Below are 18,291 nucleotides of genomic sequence, written 5' to 3' on the forward strand. Positions count from 1 at the left end.
TGGCTATGGAGATCTCAAGTCAGCCACGGCACACGGTCGCGATCACCACGATCCTGATCAGCGCCTCCTTCCTCGCCGGCCTCGACCTGTTCATCGTGAACGTCGCCTTCGACGACATCGGACGTGACTTCAGCGCCGGTGCCCACCCGCCGTCTCTCGGCGACCTGAGCTGGATCCTCAACGCGTACGCGGTCGTGTACGCCGCGCTCCTCATCCCCGCCGGCCGACTGACCGACCGATACGGCCACAAGGGCGGCTTCGTCACCGGCCTGGCGCTGTTCACGCTGGCCAGCCTGGCCTGCGGGTATGCCGACGGCGTCTGGGTGCTGGTCGCACTCCGTGCCGTGCAGGCCATCGGCGCAGCGGTGATGACCCCGGCCAGCCTCGGCCTCCTCCTCGCCGCGCTCCCACCCGAGCGACGAGCCGCCGGTGCGAGGATGTGGGCGCTGAGCGGCGCGATCGCGGCGGCGCTCGGCCCGGCCGCGGGTGGTGTGCTCGTCCAGCTGTCGTGGCACTGGGCCTTCTGGATCAACGTGCCCATCGGTGCCGCGCTCGTGATCGCGGCCGTACGCCTCGTGCCGGACGTCCGCCACAACCAGGGCGCCCCGCGTCCCGACCTCCTGGGCGCACTGATGCTCGCCGCGTCCATCGGCGCACTGGTCCTGGGGCTCGTGCAGTCCAACGACTGGGGCTGGTCCTCGGGCCGCACCATCGGAGCATTCGCCGCCGCCGGCGTGGCCCTGGTCGGGTTCGTCGGGTTCTCCCGCCGTCATCCCAATCCCGTGATCGATCCCGGCCTGTTCCGCGTCCGGTCGTTCACCTCGGTCAACGGCGCCACCCTCCTCTTCAACGGAGCGTTCGGGGCCGCGCTGCTGCTGGCGATCCTCTGGATGCAGCAGGCATGGGGCTTCTCTGCCCTGGAGACCGGATTCGCGATCGCCGCCGGCCCGCTCGTCGTGCCCGTCGCAAGCGTTCTCGCCGAAAGGCTCTTCGGACACGTGCACCCCTCACGGCTCATCGCCGCGGGCGGCGTCTTCGTTGCCGCCGGCGCGATCATCCTGCTCACCTCGCTCAGCACCGACCCGTCGTACTGGACGACGGTGCTGCCTGGCTGGCTCGTCATCGGAGCGGGTGTCGGCCTGGGGCTCCCGAACCTGGTCGCCGCGGGGACGGCGAGCCTGCCGCCCGCGCAGTCGGCGACCGGCAGCGGGATCATCAGCATGGCCCGCCAGGTCGGTCTCGTGCTCGGTGTCAGCGTCCTGGTCAGCATCCTCGGCACGGGTGTCGCCGACACGGACGCAGTCCGTGGGGCCTGGGCGTTCATCGCCGGCACCTCGCTCGCATCGGCGGTTGCAGCGCTCACGATGGGCAGCCGACGTACTCCGGAGACGGAAGGGACGGAGGCGCTGGTCCTGGCGCACTGACTGCCCGCGTGGCAGACCACGATCCGCATCCACACCACGTCCGAGGAGACGAACATGTCCAAGAGCAGCAGCACAGCATCCACGATCACGATCCCGGGCACGACCGCCCACGTCATCGACCCGAGCGGGCCCGACCGCCGGGGCCGCGGCCGTCTTCGCTACCTGGCCGGCGGAACCGGCGCCCCGCTCGTGCTGCTGCACACGGTGCGCACGCAGGCCGAGCACTACCGGCAGCTGATCCCGCTCGTCCAGGAGAACTACACCGTCTACGCCCTCGACCTCCCGGGCATGGGCCACTCGGAGATCGTTCCAGGCGCTTCCTACGAGGAGCCCGCCATGCGGGCGGGAGTCAAGGAGCTGCTCACGCAGCTGGACCTCCAGGACGTGACCCTGGTCGGCGAGTCGATGGGAGCCGTGCTCGCGCTGACCACCGCCGCCGACCTCCCCGAGCGGGTACGCCGGGTCGTGGCCGTCAACGCCTACGACTACGCGGGGGGGATCGCTCGATCCAGCCTGCTGGCGCGCTTCGTCGTCACCGGCGTCCTCGCGCCCGGAGTCGGTCCGAGGATCGCCGCGGTCGAGCCCAAGCCGATCATGCGCGCCATCCTGCACGGTGGTCTCGGTGACAAGGCAGCACTCCGGCCCGACTACCTCGACGAGCTGCTCGAGGTCGGGCGTCGTCCGGGCTATCCCACGGTGGCGCGTGGCGTCTACCAGAACCTCCCGAGCCTCATCGCAGCCCGCTCCCGCTACCCGGAGGTCAAGGCACCGGTCCACCTCATCTACGGCGAGAAGGACTGGTCGCGTCGCTCGGACCGCAAGGCCAACCAGGAGCTGCTCCCCGCCGCCACGTTCACCGAGGTCTCGAAGGCCGGCCACTTCATCGCCCTGGAGCGGCCCGACGTGCCGGCCGACCTGCTGAACTCACTGGCGTGATCCGGCCGAGCGCGCGGAACCCGCTGATCACGCGGACAGGACGTCGCGACACGCCGATCTCGCCACGCGAGAAGGAGGAGGTGCTGACGGCCAACCGGACCGGCAGGCAGCCGGTGGTCTTCCTCCACGGACTGTGGACCCTCGCCGAGTCGTGGCGGTCCTGGCGCGACCTGTTCGACGAGCGCGGCTACGCCACGGTCGCGGCCGACTGGCCCGGCGATCCCGGCTCCGTCGAGCAGGCCCGCCGACGACCCCAGGCGTTCGGCGGCACCTCGGTCGGCGCGGCGGCGGACCACGTCGCCGAGCTGATCGGCGGCCTGTCGCGGCGACCCGTGCTGGTCGGACACTCCTTCGGCGGCCAGCTCGCGGAGATCCTCGCCGGCCGCGGACTGGCCGTCGGCTCGGTGTCGATCGACCGGGCGCCGGGGCGCGGGATCCGTCCCCTGCCGCTCGCGATGCTGCGCTCGTCCTTCCCGGTGCTCGGGAACCCGGTCAACCGGGGACGCGCCGTGACCCTGACCTACGAGCAGTTCCGGTACGCGTTCGCCAACGCGGTGTCGGCGACCGAGGCCAGGGACCTGTACGACGCACACCACGTCGCTGCACCCGGCCTGCCCTTCTTCCAGGCCGCCCTGGGCAACCTCAACCCGAGGTCGGAGACCGGGTTCGACGTCGGGAACCCCGACCGCGGACCGATGTTGCTGATGGCCGGAGGCCGGGACCACACCGCACCTCCGGCCATCTCCAGGGCGGCCTACCACCGGCAGCGGACCAACCCCGGGGTCACCGAGCTCGTCGAGTTCGCGGACCGTGGCCATTCCCTCGTGCTCGACTCCGGTTGGCGCGACATCGCCGAGGCGACACTCGGGTTCCTGGCGAGGCAGGGAGTACAGCCGAGCTAGCGACGAGGCAGCGCCGGCCGACGGGCGGCACGAGACGCGCACACCGTGGGGTCACAGCGACGCTGCCAGCTCCACGCCGTGCCGGATCGCCCGCTTCGCATCGAGCTCGGCCGCGACGTACGCGCCGCCGATCAGGCGCGGCTCCAGCTCTGCCTCGACCAGCTCGTCGTAGAGGTCGCGTGCGGGCTCCTGGCCCGCACAGACGACGACCGTGTCCACGTCCAGGACTGCCGGCTGGCCACCGATCTCGACGTGGAGCCCGTCGTCGTCGACCCGCGCGTACGCCACGTCGGGGATCATCTCGACTCCCCTGCTGGTGAGCTCGGTGCGGTGGATCCAGCCGGTGGTCAGCCCGAGGCTTGCGCCGACCTTCGACGCCTTGCGCTGGAGAAGCTGGATCTTGCGGCGGCTCGGCCGCACCGCCGGCTCGGCGAGTCCACCCTCGGTCTCGTGGTCCGGGTCGATGCCCCAGTGGCGCTGGAACGCAGCGACGTCGAGGCTGGTGGAGTCACCGTCGCGGCAGAGGAACTCGGCGATGTCGAAGCCGATGCCGCCCGCCCCGATGATCGCCACGGAGTCCCCCGGCACCGCCGTACCGCGCAGCACGTCGAGGTACCCGACCACCTTCGGGTGGTCCAGGCCCTCGATCACCGGCTCGCGCGGTGTGACGCCGGTCGCGATCACGACCTCGTCGTACGCGGCGTCCAGCAGCTCCCCGGAGGTGACGCGGTGCCCGAGCCGGACCACGACGTCGTGCTCGGCCAGCTCGGTGGCGAAGTAGCGCAGCGTCTCCGCGAACTCCTCCTTGCCGGGGATCCGCCGGGCCAGGTCGAACTGGCCACCGATGACGTCCGCGGCGTCGTGCAGCTCCACGTGATGGCCGCGCTGCGCGGCCGCGAGGGAGAACGCCATGCCTGCGGGGCCGGCGCCGACGACGCCGATCCGCTTGCGACGGCGCACCTGGGGAAGGGTGAGGAGCGTCTCGTTGCAGGCCCGTGGGTTGACCAGGCACGTCGTGAGCTGTCCGCCGAGCGTGTGGTCGATGCACGCCTGGTTGCACCCGATGCAGGTGTTGATCCTGTCGGTGCGGCCGGCGATCGTCTTGGAGACGAAGGCAGGGTCAGCGAGGAACGGCCGTGCCATCGAGACCAGGTCGCAGACTCCCTCGGCGAGGAGGTCCTCGGCCACCTGCGGAGTGTTGATCCGGTTGCTGGCGACGACCGGGATGCCGACCGCGTTCCTGATCCGCCCAGTCACCTGCGCGAACGCTGCACGAGGGACGCTGGTGGCGATCGTCGGCACCCGGGACTCGTGCCAGCCGATACCGGTGCTGATCATGCTGGCACCGGCGGCCTCCAGCTCCTTGGCCAGCACGAGATTGTCCTCGAGGGTCGAGCCGCCGTCGACCAGGTCGAGCATCGAGAGCCGGAAGATCACGATGAAGTCGGGCCCCAGCCGTTCCCGGGTTCGCCGGGTGATCTCGAGGGCGAACCGCCTCCGACGTGGTGGGTCACCGCCCCAGTCATCGGTCCGGTGGTTCGTCCTGGGGGCGAGGAAGGTGTTGATGAGGTACCCCTCCGACCCCATGATCTCGACACCGTCGTACCCGGCGTCGCGCGCGAGCTCTGCCGCCCGGACGAAGTCCTCGATCGTCTGCTCGATCTCCTCGGGCTCCATGGCGCGCGGGGTGCGGTGGCTGATCGGGGCGCGCACGGCGCTCGGTGCCACCAGGTCGTCGTGCGTCGAGTACCTGCCGAAGTGCAGGATCTGCATCGCGATCAGCCCGCCCGCCTCGTGGACGGCGTCGGTGACCACCCGGTGCTCCTGCGCCTCCCTCCAGGTGGTCATCACCGCACCGCGAGCGAAGGGCCGACCGTCGATGTTGGGCGCGATGCCACCGGTGACGATGAGGGCGACGTCCTCCCGGGCCCGCTCGGCGTAGAAGGCAGCCATCCGGGCGAACCCGTCCTCGGCCTCCTCCAGGCCGAGGTGCATCGAGCCCATGACGACCCGGTTCTTGAGCTTCGTGTGCCCGAGGTCCAGTGGCGCGAGCAGGCGCGAGTACCGGGTCATGACATCTCTCCTCGTGAGTCGCGAAGGCTCCCGAGACCCGTCCGGACGGGGATCGGGAGCCTGCGACGGTTCCGGGCCGACGCGTCGGTACGCCGGGACGGGCCAGGGCTGCGCCTAGACGCCGTTGAACTCGGGGTAGGCGGCGGTGTTCTCGATCCAGTCGCGGCGCTTGTCCAGCGGCAGCTTGAGGAACTCCGCCATCGCGACCTGGGCGTCGTCGGACTGCATGCCCTCGGACCAGAACAGGCTCTCCATCTCCAGACCGCTCTGCAGGTCGGTGTCGAAGCCCTTGTAGACCGAAGCCTTGGCCTTCGCCACGCCGAGCGGCGGGAAGGTTGCGACCTCGCGTGCGATCTCCATGGCACGCGCCGGCGCGTCGTCGACGAGCTCCGTCGTGATCCCGACAGCAAGGGCTTCCTCGGGGGTGACCACCCGACCGCGAAGGATGATGTCGACCGCCTTGCCGAGGCCGACCAGGCGGGAGAGTCGCTGGCTGGCGCCTGCGCCGGGAATGATGCCCAGGCGCACCTCCGGGTTCCCGTACCGGTAGTCGCCCTTCTCGCCGATGCGGATGTCGCACGCGAGGGTGAACTCCAGGCCGCCGCCCATCGTGTCGCCGTTGAGGGCGGCGATCGTCAGCTTGGGGAGCGCAGCGAGGCGGTCCAGCAGCTTCTTGAAGTCGCGGACGACCGCGGCTGAGTAGCGCGCCAGCTCGGGGGTCTTGATCAGGTCGTAGATCTCCTCGACGGAGAAGTGCGTCATGAACCCCTGCTCCTCGGGCCGCGACTGGAAGACGACCGCCCGGTACTGCGGTTCCTCCATGATCGGAAGGATCTGCGCGAACTCGGCGAGGCTCTGCATGTTCAGGTAGTTGAGCGGGGTTGTGGAGAAGGTGACGACGAGCACTCCGTCCTTGTCCTCGAGGGTGAACTGCTCGGTGGAAGCCGGCGTGGTCATGGGTGACGCCTTTCTCTGGGTGGGGCAGTCACGTCAGGCTATGAACGTGCCGGCGTCCTCTTCTAGAACGAGTGCGCCTCACGGTGGTACCTCAGCGCCCTTGTCGTGCAGCGCGGCGTGGTGACCTCCGTCGACACGCAGTTCGGGCGCATCCTCGTGATCGGGGCACGGGCGTACCACCGGACGGCACGCGAGTCCTAGTCGGCCGAAACGACCGGTCCCTAGCGTGAAAGCCGGACGGCGCGGACCCCGGTCGCGTCGCCACCGCGAGCACCGGCGCGGAATCGCGAGCGGCGTTCGGACCATCGCACGCGAGATCATCTCCGACGCTGGACGGTGACGAAGAGGAAGGCAGATCGTGCCAGGACAACTGACCTACGACGTGCTGGTCGCCGACAAGCAGCAGGTCCCCGGACGCCCCGCCCCGGACGGCTCCCCCAGCGAGTGGTCCCCGACGTCCGCGACCCTGATCTGCGGTCAGGAGAGCGCCGTCCTCATCGACGGGATGACGACCAAGGAGCACGCGGCCGCGTTGATCGAGTGGGTCGCGAGCCACGGCCGCACCCTGCAGACGATCTACGTGACGCACGGCCACGGCGACCACTTCTTCGGGCTCGCACCTCTCGTCGAGCAGCACCCCGGCGTGCGGGTCGTCGCACTGCCCGAGGTCATCGCGCACATGGAGGAGCAGGCGTCGCCACCGATCTACGACAAGCTCTGGCAGCCGGTGTTCGGCGACCAGATCCCCGACGATCTGGTGACGGCGGAGCCGCTCGAGTGCGACCGGATCGAGCTCGAGGGACACACCCTGCTCGTCCACCGGGCCGGTCACACCGACCGCTCGGACACCACGTTCGTCCACGTTCCCGACCTCGACCTGGTCGTGGCCGGCGACATCGTCTACAACGGCGTGTTCCCGTTCACGGTCGAGACCACCCGGGCCTCGCGCGACGAGTGGCGCCAGGCCCTCGACGACATCGCGGCCTGCGGCGCTGCGCACGTCGTCGGCGGCCACAAGGACCCGACGGCGGACGACGATCCCCGGCACGTCGCGGAGACCCGACAGTTCCTCGACGACTTCGATGCAGCCCTGGAGTCCGGTGCGTCAGCCGAGGAGATGTTCACCGACCTCGTCGCCCGCCACCCGGACCGGATCAACCGGTCCGCGCTCTGGTTCGGCATCAACGTCCAGACCCGCATGCGCGACAAGGAGGCCGCCGCGCAGTCGGTCTCGGCGACATGACCGGCGGCCGGTGCGACGAGGTCGTCCAGGAGCCACGATGCGAGCAGTGACGTACGCCGAGAACGGTCCGTCGTCGGTCCTGAGGACGGTCGAGCGTGCCGTCCCGGAGCCGGGCCAGGGCGAGGTCCGCGTGCAGGTCTTCCGATCGGGGGTCAACCCGACCGACTGGAAGTTCCGCGCCCACACCCCTCAGGGCTACGACGAGGTGGCCCCGGGCCAGGACGGCGCCGGCATCGTCGACGCCATCGGGACCGGCGTCGACGACCTGGCGGTGGGCGACCGGGTGTGGCTGGTCCTGGCCCAGCACGAGCGGCCCTACGGCACGGCGGCCGAGTACACCGTGCAGCCCGTCGATCGGGTCTTCCGGCTGCCGTCCGAAGCCGACTTCGACCTGGGAGCGAGCATCGGCGTTCCGGCCGTCACGGCGCACCGTGCGCTGACCTGCGCGGACGGAGGCCCGACCCGGCTGGGCCCCGGGACGCTCGAGGGCCGTGTGGTTCTCGTCGCCGGCGGTGCGGGCGCAGTCGGGAACGCAGCCATCCAGCTCGCGCGCTGGTCGGGCGCAACCGTCGTCACCACCGTCTCGAGTGCGGACAAGGGACGCCTGGCGAGCGCGGCAGGTGCCCACCACGTCGTGAACTACCGCACCGGCGACGCGGCCAGGGAGATCCGCGCCCTGGCGCCGGAGGGTGTCGACCTCGTGGTCGAGGTCTCCCCGGCACAGAACAACGAGCTGGACCTCGCCGTCCTCAAGACGCACGGCACGATCGCGGTGTACGCGAACAACGGCGGCAACACCTTCGGCGTCGACATCCTGAGGACCTTCTGGCTGAACGCGCGCTACCAGTTCGTGGTCCTCTACACCCTGCGCCGCGACCTGCTGCACGCAGCCGCCGAGGACGTGAACGCCGCGATCGTCGCCGGAGCGCTCTGCGTGGGCGAGGACGTGGGCCTGCCCCTCCACCACTTCCCGCTGGAGGAAGCGGCCGCAGCCCATGACGCAGTCGAGGGCGCGACGGTGGGGAAGGTGCTGATCGACGTGGGCGAGCCTCCTTCCTCGCACTCCGCCGCGACGCGGTCGCTCAGCACCACGCCCACGGCGTACGCCGTCTCTCCCGACTCGGGCGAGCACTGGGCAGCCGAAGGCGCCTGGCCGGTCTCCGAAGGCATCCACCGGATCCCGCTACCGCTCCCGTCCGACGTGTTGAAGGCGGTCAACGTCTACGTCATCGAGACCGACGACGGACTGGTCCTGGTCGACGGCGGCTGGGCCATCGACGTCGCTCGCGACGTGTTCGAGCGATCCCTCGGCCTTCTCGGCGCGGGGTTCGGCGACATTCGGCGCTTCCTCGTCACGCACGTGCACCGCGACCACTACAGCATGGCTGCCCTTCTCGGACGCGAGTTCGGCGCGGACGTCGGCCTGGGAGCAGAGGAGAAGGCCAGTCTCGATCTCCTCAACGATCGTGAGCGGCCGCGCACCGAGACGCCGTTCTTCGCGAGCCTGGCCGGCGCGGGGGCTGTCGAGCTCGCCCTGCAGTGGAACCAGGTGGAGCAGGCTGTCCCGAAGCAGGACGTCTGGCTCTATCCCGACACGTGGTTCGAGGGCGATCACGAGATCCCGGTGGGCACCCGCACCCTCGATGCCGTGCACACGCCCGGGCACACCGCGGGGCACTACGTGTTCGCCGACCGGAGAGCCGAGCTGCTGTTCGCGGGCGACCACGTGCTGCCGACCATCACCCCGTCGATCGGGTTCACGATGCCACCCGCACCCGACCCGCTGGGCGACTTCATGGCCTCGTTGACCAAGGTGAGACGGCTGCCCGACATGCGGGTGCTCCCGGCGCACGGTCCCGTGGCGCCGTCGACCCACGCACGCGTCGACGAGCTCCTGCGCCACCACGAGCACCGGCTCGAGAAGAGTCTCGAGGCTCTCGGCACACGTTCGGCACCCGCGTTCGAGGTCGCGAAGCTGCTCGGCTGGACCCGCCACGAGCGCACCTTCGACGAGCTCGACCTGTTCAACCAGGGCATCGCCGCGATGGAGACGAAGGCACACCTGGAGCTCCTGGTCGCACGTGGTCTGGCCAGCCGGAGCAGGACCGCGGAGGGTGTGTTCCTGTTCTCGCGAGCCGCGAACGAGGGCGTCCGGTGACGGTCGAAGCACCACCGGATCCGCTCTCGATCCCGCTCCCGCCGCTCGTCGTCGGACGCTACCGCTCACCCGACGAGCGCGCCGAGGTCGCCTTGAGGAGCAGCGTGTGGCTGGACGGAGCGTGGTGGGCGTGCCTCGACCGGACGTTCCAGTCCGGTGCCGGGTTCCTCGTGCCGCACCGGCACAAGCACACCGACGAGGTGCACTTCGTCCGAGACGGCACTGTCCATTACCTGAAGGGCGGCAGGAGGCGCACGGCGCAGGCGGGCGACGTCATCGTGGTCCCCGCCGGCACGGTGCACGCGGATCCGTGGGCGACGAAGGCAGGGCCGGCGACGATCACCTCACTGCTCTCGCCCGCCGGACCCGAGTGGATCGACTTCGGGATCCGTATGGGCCGCGCCACCCAGCAGGACCAGCTCACGGGCCGGGGCCAGCCGCCCCTGCCTGTGGTGATGAGGATCGTGCACGAGACCGGCGCGGACGTGCTCGCACCTGCACTGCCCGCCGTGCTGCAGCGACACGTGGCGATCCCCGCTCTGGCGGCGATCGGCCGGCTGTTCTGGAGGGAAGCATGAGCGAGCACCTGACCACCTGTCCCCTGTGCGAGGTCACCTGCGGCCTGCGGATCGAGGTCGAGGGCGGTGAGGTCGTCAGCGTGCGCGGCGACGCCGACCATCCGGTGACGCGTGGCTTCATCTGCCCGAAGGGCACCGCCCTGAAGGGCTTGCACGACGATCCGGACCGCCTGCGCGTGCCACTGGTCCGTCGCGACGGGAAGCTCGTCGAGACGACCTGGGACGACGCCTTCGCCCTGCTCCAGGAGCGCCTCGGGCCGATCACCGCCGAAAGCGGTCCCGATGCCGTCGCCTGGCACCTGGGCACTCCGCTCACCCACGACTTCGGGACGTGGATCTACGGGACCATGTCGTTGCGGCTCCTCGGGGCGAAGCAGGTCTACACGTCCGCGACGGTCGACCACATGCCCATGATGACTGCGGCCGGGCTGATGTTCGGCGCACGCAACACCGGCTCCTTCTCCCACGCGGCCGCCGACATCGACCGCACGGACCTGCTGGTGCTGATCGGCTGCAACGCCCTGGTCTCGAACGCCACCGGGATCACTGCTCCGCGAGGGCGCCTCAAGGCGATCCAGGAGCGTGGCGGGCGGATCGTCGTGGTCGACCCGGCGCGGAACGAGACAGCCGAGATGGCCGACCTGCACCTCGCGGTGCGGCCGGGCGGCGACGCGGCGCTCTTCGCCGCCGTGACCAACGTGATCTTCGAGGAGGGGCTGACCCGGCTGGACGTCCTCGGGGACCACCTCGCCGGGGTGGACATCTTGCGCGCTGCGGTCTCCCCGTTCACTCCCGAAGCCGTGAGCAAGCGCTGCGGCATCGAGCCCGAGGCCATCCGCGAGCTCGCGCGAGAGATCGGCACCGCTCGGTCGGCCGCCATCTACGGGCGGGTCGGCGCCATGACGCAGGAGTTCGGGACGCTCACCGTCTGGTTCATGTACGCCCTCGCTGCGCTGACCGGCAACCTCGACCGACCGGGCGGGATGCTCTGGCCGCTGCCGGCCGCGGCGGGCCACAACACGCGTAGCACGCCGGGCCGAGGAGAGCCCTTCCCCACGGGCCGCTGGCACACCCAGGGCGGCCTCCCCGAGGTTCTCGGCGAGCTGCCCCTCGGCGCGCTCGCCGCCGAGATCCTGGCCGACGGATCACCGGTCCGCGCCCTGATCACGATGGCGAGCAACGGCGCCCGGTCGGCCCCCGACAGCGCGCGATACGAGCAGGCCCTCGATCACGTCGAGCTGGTCGTCTCGGTCGATCACTACCTCAACGAGACAACGCGCCACGCCGACATCGTCCTGCCGCCGCCCTCGCCGTTCGAGCGCGACCACTACGACGTGTTCTACAACCAGCTGACCAGCGGCAACCACGCTCGGTGGGACGACGCCGTCCTCGAGCAGGAGCCCGGGAGCTGCTCCGAGCACGACATCCTGCTGGAGCTCACCGCCGTGCTCGCCGGGTTCGGGAGCACCGACCGCGGCGTGATCGACGACATCATCCTGTCGGCACTGGTGCACGACCTCGTCGAGGAGCCGGGAAGCGTGCTCGGCCACCTCGATCCACAGGACGTCCTGAAGGAGCTCGGCGACGAGCGCGGACCGGAGCGAGGGCTGGACCTCCTGCTCCGCGCCGGCGCGTACGGCGACCACTTCGGCGCCCGGCCCGGCGGGCTGACTCTCGCGGAGCTCAAGCGTCATCCGCGCGGTATCGAGCTCGGACCCCTCCAGCCCCGGCTGCCCGAGGTCCTGCGGACGCCCTCCGGTCGGGTCGAGCTGGCCCCCGACGCACTTGTCGCCGACCTCACGAGGGTGCGCGAAGGCCTCGACGACGACCCCGGCGACCTCGTCATCGTCGGCCGGCGACAGACGCGCTCGATGAACAGCTGGCTGCACAACGTCCCGGCGCTCATGCGCGGCAAGGACCGGTGCACGCTGCGGATGCACCCCGACGACGCGCGGTCCCGCGGCCTCGTCGACGGCGACCTGTGCACCATCTCGTCGGACGCGGGTGCGATCGAGGCCAGCGTCGAGATCACCGATGCGATCCGCCCGGGTGTCGTCAGCCTTCCGCACGGCTGGGGTCACGAGGGCGCCGGACTCCAGCTCGGCGTCGCCGAGCGGAACCCCGGCGCCAACCTCAACGCGATCACCGGCCCGGGTGGCTTCGACGTGCCCTCCGGCACCGCGGTGTTCAGCGGAGTCAGCGTGGAGGTCCGGGCCGTGGCTGCTCGGGCACAGTCAACCGAACCCGGAGGAACAGCATGACCGTCAACATCGACGACCGCGTCAACTACGAGCTGGTGGACGCTGTCGCCCGCATCGAGCTCGCCCACGGGTCAGCCAACAGCCTCGATCGGCGGATGGGCGCCGCGCTCAGGACAGCGGCCGAGCGGGCGGCGCAGGACGCAGAGAGCGGGGCCGCCCGCGTCGTGCTGGTCTGCGCCCAGGGACGGTTGTTCAGCGTGGGCGGCGACCTCGCCGCGTTCGCGGCCTCTGCGGACCGCGGCGCCGAGGTCGGAGCGACCGCGGACGGCCTGCACGCCGGCCTGGCGATCCTCCGGTCGCTCGACGTCCCCGTCGTCTCGGTCCTCCAGGGAACTGCTGCGGGAGGCGGCCTGGGCATCGGCCTCGTCGGCGACATCGTGATCGCCGCGGCCGAGGCAAAGCTGGTGATGGCGTACACCGCGTCGGGCCTGACCCCTGACTGCAGCCTCACCTGGGTCCTCGCGAACCGGCTCACCTGGCCACGTGCCCTGGACCTCACGCTCACCAATCGCGTGCTGACCGGAGCCGAGGCAGCCGATTGGGGTCTGGTGAGCCGTGCCGTTCCCGGCGACGAGCTGCCCGGCGCCGTGGAGACGCTCCTGTCGACGCTGCGGCACGGAGCGGCGGGTGCCCTCGCGAGCTCGAAGCGACTGCTCCGCGAGGCCGGCGAACGCACTCTGGTCGAGCAGCTCGACCAGGAAGCCGCCACGATCGCCCGGTTGATCGCGGAACCTGACGGCATCGAGGGAGTCGACGCGTTCCTCGACAAGCGACAGCCGTCCTTCCGCTGAGGCTGCCCGACGCCAACACGGAGGTCATCATGAAGAGGCTGCTGCTCCCCGCCTTCGGAAAGCCCACCGTGGTGCCGGAGCTGACCGAGTCGGAGGGTCCCGAACCCGGGCCGGACCAGGTGCTCGTGGCGCTGGAGGCCGCGCCGATCAATCCCTCGGACCTGCTCCTGATCCGGGGCTGGTACGGACACCGGCCTGCCCTCCCCGCCGTCCTCGGGACCGAAGGTGTCGGCCGGATCATCTCCGTGGGCGCGTCCGTCGACCCGACCCGGGTCGGCGAGCGCGTGCTGATCCTGCCGACCCTGGCCCACGGCACCTGGCAGGACCAGGTCGCGATCGACGGCCGGGACGCCGTTCCGGTCGATCCCGGCGCGGACCCGCTCCAGCTTGCGATGCTGGGCGTCAACCCGGTGACCGCCGACCTCCTGCTGAGCCAGTTCGCCGACCTGCCTCCCGGTGCGTGGGTCGGACAGACCGGGGGCAGCTCGGCGGTCGGCCGCTACGTCATCGCCCTGGCGAGGCGGTCCGGCTGGCGCACCCTGAACGTCGTCCGCCGGCCCGAGGTCGCCGCCGAGCTCCTGGACGCAGGGGCCGATGCCGTCCTCGTCAGCGGACCCGACCTCGGCGAGCAGCTGGGCAACACGCTGGGTGACGAGCGGCTGGCTCTCCTGCTGGACCCGATCGCCGGGGCGGACATCACCGAGCTCGCGCGGTGGGTGGCACCCGGCGGGAGCATCGTCAGCTACGGCGGCATGAGCGGCGGCACCGTCCCGGTCGCGCCGGCCGACCTCATCTTCCGCGGGCTGCAGGTCCGCGGGTTCTGGCAGAAGCAGTGGATGGACACGACGCCGTACGACGAGATTGCCGCTGTCTACGCCAGGCTCGCCCCCCTTGTCGCGGACGGCACCCTCCACTCGCCGGTGGCCGCGACGTACTCCCTCGAGGACCACCGCGACGCGCTCGCGCACGCGAGCGCACCCGACGGGTCCGGAAAGGTTCTCTTCACGTGGTGATCGCCGACCGCCCCGGACCGGGGTCGCTCACCGAGGTGAGCGACGGCGTCTACGCCTACGTGCAGCCGGACGGGACGTGGTGGATCAACAACACCGGTTTCCTCGTCGGATCGTCCGGCGTCGTGAGCGTCGACGCGTGCTCCACGCAGGCACGGACGAACGCGTACCGCGAGGCCATCGCTAGCGTCACCGACCAACCGGTGCGGACCCTGGTCAACACCCACCACCACGGCGACCACACCTTCGGGAACTACCTGTTCCCGGGCGCGACGATCGTCGGCCAGGAACGCTCGCGGGCGGCAATGCTGGCCTGGGGCCTGCCGCGCTCCGCGCCGTACTGGACCGAGGTCGACTGGGGGCCGGTCGAGCTGGCGCCGCCGTTCCTCACGTTCGAGGAGGCCGTCTCGGTGTACGTCGACGAGCTCCGCTGCGAGATCCGGCACCTGGGTCGCCCCGCCCACACCGACAACGACGCCGTGGTCTGGGTGCCGGAGCGCAAGCTGCTCTTCAGCGGCGACCTCCTGTTCAAGGGCGGGACGCCGTTCGTCGTCCAGGGCTCGGTCGCGGGCGCGCTCGAGACGCTCGACGAGCTGGAGCGGCTGGGAGCCGAGACCGTCGTGCCCGGCCACGGCCCGGTCTGCGGTCCCGAGGTGATCGACGAAGTGCGGCGGTACCTGCGCTTCGTGCAGGACGTCGCCGCCCGCGGGGTCGCCGACGACGTCGCGCCGCTCGAGGCCGCGCTCGCCACCGATCTCGACGAGTTCGCCGGCCTGCTGGACCCCGAGCGCATCGTCGGCAACCTCTACCGCGCCTACTCCGAGGCGCGGGGCGAACCCTGGGGAGCGCAGATCGACACCGCGGCAGCGCTCGCCGACATGGTGACCTTCAACGGTGGCGAGCCCCTGACCTGCCACGCCTGACGGTGGTGCAGCACCAGGTGGCTAGCCGGGCGAGAGGCTCGTTCGCGGATGCCCACTCACTCGTCGACTGCGCGGGCCTGCTCCGGGTCGACCCACGGCGGCAGCTGGGCCAACGCGCTCTGCACGAGCGAGGTCGTGGCCGCCACGACCGCCAGCCGGCGAAGTCGCCCCTCACCCTCGCCCATGTGCTCCTCGACCGCCGCCCGGATCTGCGCGGCCTTGAACGACGGCCGCTCGCCGTGCACCCGCGGCACGTCCGGCAGTGACGCCAGCACCGGGAGCACCTGGGTGCCGAGCGAGTCGAGCAGCTGGTAGCGCCCGTAGCCACCGAGGTCGTGCCAGACGTCCTCGACGTCGAGGCGCCCCTTCCGGATGTCCTTGGACTGAGCGGTCAGCGTCGCCTTCGCGACGGCGGTCAGCGCGACGGTGAGCTCGGCCTCGGTGAATTGCACGGGCCCAGAGTCCCATCCGCCCACGGTGCAGCGATGACGGGCCTCAACGCTTGACCACAGAACGAGAACGCGTTCTAGAGTGACCCCGTGGTCGACGGAACCTGCTCGGAGGCATTCCTCCCCCTGCGCGACCTCCTCGAGAAGAACCTCGCCGCCGGCGAGGACGCGGGCGCCGCAGTCGCAGTGGTCCACGACGGCGAGCTGGTCGTCGACCTGTGGGGCGGCGAGGCACGACCCGGGGTGCCGTGGACACGCGACACCGTGACGCTGGTGTGGTCGGTGTCGAAGACGATGGCAGCACTCGCGGTCCTCACGCTGGTGGACCGCGGCCAGCTGGACCTGGACAGCCCCGTGTCTGCGTACTGGCCGGAGTTCGGTGCGCACCGCAAGGACGCCGTCCTGGTGCGGCACGTGCTCGGTCACACCAGCGGGCTGCCCGGCTGGACGGACCCGATCACCATCGCCGAGAGCCTCGACCTGCCGTACGCCGAGGCCGCGCTCGCGGCGCAGCAGCCCTGGTACGGGCCGGGCACCGCACCGGCGTACCAGATCATCAACCACGGCCACCTCCTCGACGGCATCGTGCGCGGGGCGACGGGCCGCACGCTGGCCGACGTGGTGAACGACGACGTGATGGCGCGGCTCGGCGGAGGCTTCCGCCTCGGGGTCCCCGCCGACGACCTGCACCTCGTCGCCGACCTGATCGCGCCTCCCCGGTCCGACATCGACTTCGCGAAGCTGGGGCCCGACCACTTCATGCTCCGCACGGTCGCCAACCCGTTCCTCGCGATCGAGGCGGTCAACGGAGAGGCCTGGCGCCTCGGTGCGAACGGCGCCACCGGTGGTCACGGCCACGCCCGTGGGATCGCGCTGGCACAGTCCGCGCTCTCCCATGGCGGTGTGGCCGGCGGGCTGCGGTTGCTGTCTCCCGCGACGATCGCCCGGGTCTTCGAGACCCAGGCCGAGGGCACCGACCTTGTGCTCGACGTCCCGGTTCGCTACGGCATCGGCTACGCGTTGCCGATGCCGTCCGCCCCGGCGATCCCCGACGGACGCGTCTGCTGGTGGAGCGGGTTCGGCGGCGCGATCGTGGTCAACGACCTCGACCGGCGTACGACGCTGGCGTACACACCGAACAAGCTGGCCGTCCACACCGTGTCCTCGCCGCGCACCGACGGCTACGTCCGGACCGCGTTCAGCTGCGTGGAGGGACCGTGACCTCTCCCCACGTCTGCGTCATCGGCGCCGGCTGCTCCGGCATCACCACCGCCAAGCGCCTCGCCGAGTTCGGCATCTCCTACGACCAGTTCGAGCTGAGTGACGACGTCGGCGGCAACTGGTACTTCCGCAACCCCAACGGCCGCTCGGCCGTCTACGAGTCGCTGCACATCGACACCTCGACCGCACGCCTCCAGTTCGAGGACTTCCCCGCGCCGGCCGACTACCCCGACTTCCCGCACCACACGCTGATCCACGACTACTTCCGCGCGTACGTCGACAAGTTCGGCCTGCGCCCGAAGATCTCGTTCAACACCGGTGTCGAGCGAGCGAGGAGGGTCCCGACGACCGCGGGAGAGGGCTGGGAGGTCACCCTCTCGACCGGCGAGACCCGCCGCTACACCGACCTCGTCGTGGCGAACGGGCACCACTGGAGCCCCCGGCTCCCCGGCTGGGCCGACCCGGAGAAGTTCGCCGGCGACCTGCTGCACAGCCATGCCTACGTGAACCCCTTCGAACCGGTCGAGATCCGCGGGAAGACGGTGATCGTGGTCGGCATGGGCAACTCGGCGATGGACATCGCCTCGGAGCTCTCCAGCCCGTGGATGGCCCGGAAGCTCTACGTCTCCGCCCGGCGCGGGGTCTGGGTGCTGCCGAAGTACCGCAACGGCGTCGCCGCCGACAAGGTGATGGCGCCGCCCGACGTCCCGCGGGAGCAGGCGCTCGCAGCCGGCCGCAAGCTGATCAGGGAGCTGGTCGGCAGCATGAGCAGCTATGGTCTGCCCGAGCCCGACCACGAGCCGCTGTCCGCGCATCCCTCGGTCAGCGCCGACTTCCTGACGAAGGCCGGCTCGGGCGACATCCACATGCTTCCGGCGATCGAGCGGCTCCACGGCCACACCGTGCACCTGGCCGACGGGTCGTCGGTCGAGGCGGACGTGATCATCTGCGCCACCGGCTACGACATGAGGTTCCCGTTCTTCGGCGCGGGCCCGGACGGTGCGGGCGAAGCCGACCTCCACCCCGACAGCGACCACCGCTTCCCGCTGTTCAAGCGGATGATCAAGCCCGGCGTGGACCACCTCTTCTACCTGGGCCTCGCGCAGTCCTCACCGACGATCGTGAACCTCGCGGAGCAGCAGTCCAAGCTGCTCGCACGCCTCCTCACCGGCCGTTACGTGCTTCCTCCGGTCGAGGAGCAGGTGCGGATCATGGAGAAGGACGAGGCCGAGCACCTCGCGCAGTACTACGCCAGCCCGCGGCACACCATCCAGATCGACTTCGCTCGGTACGTCGTCGACCTGCTCGCCGAGATCGAGGCCGGTGAGGCCCGAGCCGCGACCCCCTCGCACTGAGGGAGCCGCG

At 70.8% G+C, this 18,291-nt stretch carries 15 protein-coding genes; 12 read left to right on the forward strand and 3 right to left on the reverse strand.

The window, feature by feature from the left end; all coding sequences use genetic code 11:
- Positions 1-5 precede the first annotated feature (5 nt).
- The 3 genes from ACVW00_RS18600 to ACVW00_RS18610 are packed head-to-tail and all read left to right on the forward strand — an operon-like array spanning position 6 to position 3,262.
- Positions 6-1,424 carry an MFS transporter gene (locus tag ACVW00_RS18600; RefSeq protein WP_457112379.1) on the forward strand — a complete coding sequence of 473 codons (1,419 nt, stop codon included), beginning with the start codon at positions 6-8 and terminating at the stop codon, positions 1,422-1,424.
- A 54-nt stretch (positions 1,425-1,478) separates the two neighbouring features.
- A complete protein-coding gene (locus ACVW00_RS18605) occupies positions 1,479-2,360 on the forward strand; it encodes an alpha/beta fold hydrolase (protein WP_457112380.1) in 882 nt (293 codons plus the stop codon).
- Positions 2,357-3,262, forward strand: coding sequence for an alpha/beta hydrolase (locus tag ACVW00_RS18610; RefSeq protein ID WP_457112381.1), 906 nt, complete (start codon positions 2,357-2,359; stop codon positions 3,260-3,262). The genes ACVW00_RS18605 and ACVW00_RS18610 overlap by 4 nt, the downstream gene beginning before the upstream one ends.
- A 51-nt stretch (positions 3,263-3,313) precedes the next feature.
- Here the strand turns inward: ACVW00_RS18610 and ACVW00_RS18615 are convergent, their stop codons facing one another.
- Positions 3,314-5,335, reverse strand: a complete 2,022-nt coding sequence (locus ACVW00_RS18615) for an oxidoreductase (RefSeq protein ID WP_457112382.1) — start codon at positions 5,333-5,335, stop codon at positions 3,314-3,316.
- Between the two features lie 114 nt (positions 5,336-5,449).
- Complete coding sequence (locus tag ACVW00_RS18620) at positions 5,450-6,292, reverse strand: enoyl-CoA hydratase/isomerase family protein (RefSeq protein WP_457112383.1); 843 nt, start codon at positions 6,290-6,292, stop codon at positions 5,450-5,452.
- A gap of 358 nt (positions 6,293-6,650) precedes the next feature.
- On the opposite strand from ACVW00_RS18620, the gene ACVW00_RS18625 reads away from it, so the two are divergent.
- From ACVW00_RS18625 to ACVW00_RS18655, 7 genes are read left to right on the forward strand one after another with little or no spacing between them, the layout of a single operon-like run.
- Complete coding sequence (locus tag ACVW00_RS18625; RefSeq protein ID WP_457112384.1) at positions 6,651-7,535, forward strand: MBL fold metallo-hydrolase; 885 nt, start codon at positions 6,651-6,653, stop codon at positions 7,533-7,535.
- A gap of 37 nt (positions 7,536-7,572) precedes the next feature.
- The gene (locus ACVW00_RS18630) at positions 7,573-9,693 is read left to right on the forward strand and encodes an MBL fold metallo-hydrolase (protein ID WP_457112385.1); all 2,121 of its coding nucleotides are present in this window, start codon (positions 7,573-7,575) and stop codon (positions 9,691-9,693) included.
- Entirely contained in the window at positions 9,690-10,271 is a 582-nt protein-coding gene (locus tag ACVW00_RS18635; protein WP_457112386.1) for a cupin domain-containing protein, read from the forward strand. Before ACVW00_RS18630 ends, ACVW00_RS18635 begins: the two co-directional genes overlap by 4 nt.
- Positions 10,268-12,532 carry a molybdopterin-dependent oxidoreductase gene (locus ACVW00_RS18640; protein WP_457112387.1) on the forward strand — a complete coding sequence of 755 codons (2,265 nt, stop codon included), beginning with the start codon at positions 10,268-10,270 and terminating at the stop codon, positions 12,530-12,532. Before ACVW00_RS18635 ends, ACVW00_RS18640 begins: the two co-directional genes overlap by 4 nt.
- On the forward strand, positions 12,529-13,323 hold the full coding sequence (locus tag ACVW00_RS18645) for an enoyl-CoA hydratase/isomerase family protein (RefSeq protein ID WP_457112388.1): 795 nt from the start codon (positions 12,529-12,531) through the stop codon (positions 13,321-13,323). Before ACVW00_RS18640 ends, ACVW00_RS18645 begins: the two co-directional genes overlap by 4 nt.
- Before the next feature lie 29 nt (positions 13,324-13,352).
- On the forward strand, positions 13,353-14,336 hold the full coding sequence (locus tag ACVW00_RS18650; RefSeq protein WP_457112389.1) for a zinc-dependent alcohol dehydrogenase family protein: 984 nt from the start codon (positions 13,353-13,355) through the stop codon (positions 14,334-14,336).
- Positions 14,330-15,256, forward strand: a complete 927-nt coding sequence (locus ACVW00_RS18655; protein WP_457112390.1) for an MBL fold metallo-hydrolase — start codon at positions 14,330-14,332, stop codon at positions 15,254-15,256. The genes ACVW00_RS18650 and ACVW00_RS18655 overlap by 7 nt, the downstream gene beginning before the upstream one ends.
- A 56-nt stretch (positions 15,257-15,312) precedes the next feature.
- Here the strand turns inward: ACVW00_RS18655 and ACVW00_RS18660 are convergent, their stop codons facing one another.
- The gene (locus ACVW00_RS18660; protein ID WP_457112391.1) at positions 15,313-15,708 is read right to left on the reverse strand and encodes a hypothetical protein; all 396 of its coding nucleotides are present in this window, start codon (positions 15,706-15,708) and stop codon (positions 15,313-15,315) included.
- Between the two features lie 87 nt (positions 15,709-15,795).
- On the opposite strand from ACVW00_RS18660, the gene ACVW00_RS18665 reads away from it, so the two are divergent.
- Both ACVW00_RS18665 and ACVW00_RS18670 read left to right on the forward strand, forming a co-directional pair.
- Positions 15,796-16,926 carry a serine hydrolase domain-containing protein gene (locus ACVW00_RS18665; RefSeq protein WP_457112392.1) on the forward strand — a complete coding sequence of 377 codons (1,131 nt, stop codon included), beginning with the start codon at positions 15,796-15,798 and terminating at the stop codon, positions 16,924-16,926.
- The gene (locus ACVW00_RS18670; RefSeq protein ID WP_457112393.1) at positions 16,923-18,281 is read left to right on the forward strand and encodes a flavin-containing monooxygenase; all 1,359 of its coding nucleotides are present in this window, start codon (positions 16,923-16,925) and stop codon (positions 18,279-18,281) included. Before ACVW00_RS18665 ends, ACVW00_RS18670 begins: the two co-directional genes overlap by 4 nt.
- Positions 18,282-18,291: the final 10 nt, after the last annotated feature.

Source organism: Marmoricola sp. URHA0025 HA25, assembly GCF_054059435.1.